The sequence below is a fragment of the Rhizobacter sp. P1_G5 genome (assembly GCF_056405435.1).
Genome location: NZ_JBFUCB010000564.1, coordinates 1 through 4,029, shown reverse-complemented (window position 1 = coordinate 4,029; position 4,029 = coordinate 1). Strand labels below are relative to the sequence as shown.

Below are 4,029 nucleotides of genomic sequence, written 5' to 3'. Positions count from 1 at the left end.
GTGTCGCACTGTTCTGCGAGTGCTTCGGGGATCAGGTATTCGAGCTTGCGGGTCTTGTTGCCACCGAACGCCAGGCCGCTGTTGCAGTCCTCCCGTTTGGGAAACAGTTCGACCTTTCCACCGAGATGCGCACTCAGCCGCTTCAGGGGGTGAATGGGCGAAGGACCGAAGGTCAGCGCGTGGCGTGGGAAGCGATTCAGGTTCATGGCCGGAGTCCGGTGAAGTTCGACGTGCCGACATCGTAGGAACAATGGCCGTTCACAGGGTTGCAAATGAGGTCGCCTCGAAGCACCATTGATGGTCAATGGGTCGCCACTACCTGATTTACTTGCGCAGGAAGAAGAATGAACGCAACAAAGATTCGATCGACCAAGGGCGCTGCCAACCCGGTCCAGGCCCCGGGGCCGGCCGCCGATCTCGACCGCACCGACAAGTTGATTCTTCGGGCGCTTCAGCGAGATGCGTCGATATCGAACGTCGCGCTGGCTCGCATGGTGAACCTGAGTGCGCCCGCCTGCCTGCGTCGCGTCGACCGGTTGAAGAAGCTGGGCTTGATCACCGGCATCGTCGCGCTGCTGAGCCCGCGGGCGCTCGATGCGGGGATGACCGTGATGATCGGCGTGGTGCTCGACCGGTCGACGCCCGACTCGTTCGCGAAGTTCGAGAAGGCGGTCGCCAAGGTGTCCGGATGCATGGAGTGCCATGTCATCACCGGCGAGTTCGACTACTTCATGATCGTGCGAACCCGCGACAACGAAAGCTTCAACCGCCTGCATGCCGAGCAACTGCTGCAACTGCCCGGCGTGCGCCAGGTGCGCTCGTTCATCGGGCTCAAGCAGGTGTTGTCGACGACGCAGATTCCGATCTGATTGCCGCCCACGACTAGCGCTTCGCCTGGATCCCGCGCAGCTTCACCGCGTCGGACGCGATCGCGGCAAGCTCCAGCAAGGTCTTGCGCTGGGTCCTGTCCAGTTGCCGCGGGCGGTAGTCGATGACGCAGATGGAACCCAGCGCGAATCCATCCGGGTCGTAGACCGGCGCACCGGCATAGAACCGGAAGTGCGGCGCGCCCGCCACGGCCGGGTTGCCGGTGAAGCTCTCGTGCTTCGCCAGGTTCCTGATCTCCAGGACGTCCCGCTGCAGCACGGTGTGGTTGCAGAAGGCCCAGCTTCTCGGGGTGTCGGGCATCTCCAGTCCTTGCCGCGATTTGAACCACTGGCGCTCTGCGGTCAGGATCGTCATCAGCGCGATGGGGCTCTTCAGGTCATTCGCCGCGAGCCACGTCACCCTGTCGAATGGCGCTTCTGAAGGGGTGTCGACAAGGYGTGAGCGTTGCACGGCCTGCAGCCGGCTGCCCTCGTTCGGAACGACCGGGAATCCGCTGCTGGCGATGTCGATGGCCGGACCCTCGTCCTGCGCAAGCTTCGTCAGCAGGTCCTCCAGATGGTCGAGCGAAATCTCGCGCACGCGTACCGCCGGCGCCGATGCGCCGCGCCGCGCGGAGGGCGCGATGGCAACGAGCTCCGCATCCTTGAAGCGGCCGTCGTTCGCCAGCGTCTCCAGCAGCCCGAGGCCCTGGCTTCCCCAGGCCTCCAGGTCGACGACGACGGCGGCAGGAAGGCGCCCCGCGACGGCCGCAGCCGCGGACCAGGTGCTCATCTGGAACTGAGGGGACACATGCCCGACCCGCTCGAGCACGGCCTCGAACCGTGGCCGACGGCTTTCGTTCGTGACCACGAGCACCGTTGCGGAGTGCGCGCGCCCTTGAGGCCTGCTGCCCGGCAACAGCGCTTCTACGTCGGAGCGATGGACCCGGCGATGGCCGCCCGGCGTCTTCCATGACGGAAGTCCGCCCCCCTCGATCAGGAGTTGCGTGGTGCGAACCGAGATGCCCAGAAGCTTGGCCGCTTCCGTCGTGGTCAGGACGTCGTCTTCCATGGAGGGTGGGGTGGCGGGATCGATGGGGACGGCAGCGTCACAGGCAAGGCGCAGAGCTTAAGCCAGCGCAGAGGACCCCCGATCAACCCAGGGTTCGTGTCGGTAATTCTATCAAATTTGCGTTATTTGATAGATTTGAAACATACTCCGCGCCGCGCGCAGCCAGCGTCGCACTCGCAACCACCCCTTCACCGGACATGACCATGACCTTGAACTCCAGCCAACCGCACGCCACGCCTGTTTCCTCCGATGGCAGGATCCCTGACAGCCACTTCGATTTCATCGTGTGCGGCGCCGGCACGGCCGGCTGCGTGGTCGCGGGTCGGCTGGCCGAGAACCCGGACGTGCGGGTCCTGCTCATCGAGGCCGGGGGTGATGACGAGGTCCTCGACGTGCAGCAGCCTGGAAACTGGCCGCTGAACCTCGGCTCCGAGCGAGACTGGAACTTCAGCGGCGCGCCCAACCCGCATCTCAACAACCGGCAGATCCCGCTGAACATGGGGCGTGTCCTGGGCGGCGGCTCGAGCATCAACGTGATGCTCTGGGCGCGCGGCCACATGAACGACTGGGAGGACTTCGCCGAGGCCAGCGGGAATCCGGCCTGGGGCTATGAATCCGTGCTGAAGATCTACCAGCGGGTGGAGAACTACGGCGGCACCCCGGATGCGAAGCGGCGAGGCGTGGGCGGCCCGGTTCACGTCTCCCCCGCCCGCCACCCTCAACCGGTGGCGAGCGCGCTGATCGATGCTGCGCGGCAGATCGGCATCCCTGCCTTCGAGAACCCCAACGGCGCGATGATGGAAGGCCGCGGCGGTGCTGCCATCAACGACCTCATCATCAAGGACGGACGGCGGAATTCCATCTACCGGGCCTACGTTCACCCCCGCCGCGGCCAGGCCAACCTGACGGTGCTGACCCACACGCTGGTCAGCCGCCTGGTGTTCGAGGGCAAACGCGTCACCGGCGTCGAGGTCATCCGCGACGGACGCACCGAACGCTTCACCGCCGACCGCGAAGTCGTCCTGTCGCTCGGCGCCGTCAACACGCCCAAGGTCCTGATGCAATCGGGGATCGGCCCGCAGGACGAATTGCGCCGTCACGGCATTCCGCTCGTCCAGCATCTGCCCGGCGTGGGTGCCAACCACCAGGACCATGTCTCGTTCGCCGTCATCTTCGCGTACGAGCACCCTCAGCAGGTCGGCCACGGCGGTTCGGAAGCGACGCTCTACTGGTCGAGCGACAGTTCGTTGCGCCTGCCGGACATGTTCCATTGCCAGGTGGAATTCCCCGTCCCGAGCGCGGAGACCGCGCCGCTCGGCGTGCCGGCGCATGGCTGGACGATGTTCGCGGGCCTCGCGCATCCGAAGAGCCGCGGCCGCATCACCCTGTCGGGCGCCGGCCCGATGGACAACCCGGTCATCCAGCCCAACACGCTGTCGGACCCGGATGATCTGCGAAGCGCCCTCGAGAACATCCGGTTGGTGCAGGACCTGGGCTCGCAGTCCGCGTTCAAGGGCCTCGTCAAGCGCGAGAGCCTGCCGGGCAGGCTCGCCGGGAAGGACCTGGAGAACTACGCACGCAATGCGGCCGTGACGTATTGGCACCAGTCCTGTACGGCGAAGATGGGCCGCGACGAGATGTCGGTGGTCGATGGTTCCCTGAAAGTCCATGGCGTACAGGGGCTGCGCATTGCTGACGCATCCGTCATGCCGCACGTCACCAGCGGCAACACCATGGCGCCTTGCGTCGTGATCGGTGAGCGTGCCGTCGAAGAGATCCGCGCGACCTGCGGCATCTGAACAAGAGCGGGCGAAGCGTCTTCGCCCCGTGCAATGCCCTTTCGAATCCGCGCCCCGACAGGCGATCGTTTATTGCGTGAATACTCATTCAACAGAATTTTTTGTAGACGATCTGGAAAGATTCGAATTCAAAGAGCAAGTTACGGCGGCTGAAATTGCAACCACGTTAACCGCCGTCTTCTCTACCATTTCGAAACGATTCGCGAATCCACTCAACCCTCTTCGACCGTCAAGGAACCTCACCATGAACATCACATTTCGCAAGCTCATCGTCGCCGCTGCGGCAACCGCC

Annotated in this window: 4 protein-coding genes and 1 pseudogene; 2 read left to right on the top strand and 3 right to left on the bottom strand. The window is 64.6% G+C overall.

Going from position 1 to position 4,029, the window contains the following annotated elements:
• A pseudogene (locus AC1D12_RS26990) lies at positions 1-206 on the bottom strand (1-aminocyclopropane-1-carboxylate deaminase); the annotation flags it as partial.
• A 138-nt stretch (positions 207-344) separates the two neighbouring features.
• Here AC1D12_RS26990 and AC1D12_RS26985 point away from each other — a divergent pair.
• Entirely contained in the window at positions 345-869 is a 525-nt protein-coding gene (locus AC1D12_RS26985; RefSeq protein ID WP_465112650.1) for an Lrp/AsnC family transcriptional regulator, read from the top strand.
• Between the two features lie 13 nt (positions 870-882).
• On the opposite strand, the gene AC1D12_RS26980 is transcribed toward AC1D12_RS26985, so the two are convergent.
• Complete coding sequence (locus AC1D12_RS26980; protein WP_477844088.1) at positions 883-1,938, bottom strand: MerR family transcriptional regulator; 1,056 nt, start codon at positions 1,936-1,938, stop codon at positions 883-885.
• 203 nt (positions 1,939-2,141) lie between these two features.
• On the opposite strand from AC1D12_RS26980, the gene AC1D12_RS26975 reads away from it, so the two are divergent.
• Positions 2,142-3,737, top strand: coding sequence for a GMC family oxidoreductase (locus AC1D12_RS26975; RefSeq protein ID WP_477844087.1), 1,596 nt, complete (start codon positions 2,142-2,144; stop codon positions 3,735-3,737).
• Positions 3,738-3,821: 84 nt separating this feature from the next.
• Here AC1D12_RS26975 and AC1D12_RS26970 read toward each other — a convergent pair.
• A partial coding sequence (locus AC1D12_RS26970) for a hypothetical protein (protein ID WP_477844085.1) occupies positions 3,822-4,029 on the bottom strand: 208 nt, incomplete at its 5' end.

Bases quoted from the DNA above. Each gene is read 5' to 3' on its own strand.
- AC1D12_RS26985 (WP_465112650.1), top strand. From the start codon at position 345: ATGAACGCAACAAAGATTCGATCGACCAAGGGCGCTGCCAACCCGGTC.
- AC1D12_RS26975 (WP_477844087.1), top strand. From the start codon at position 2,142: ATGACCTTGAACTCCAGCCAACCGCACGCCACGCCTGTTTCCTCCGAT.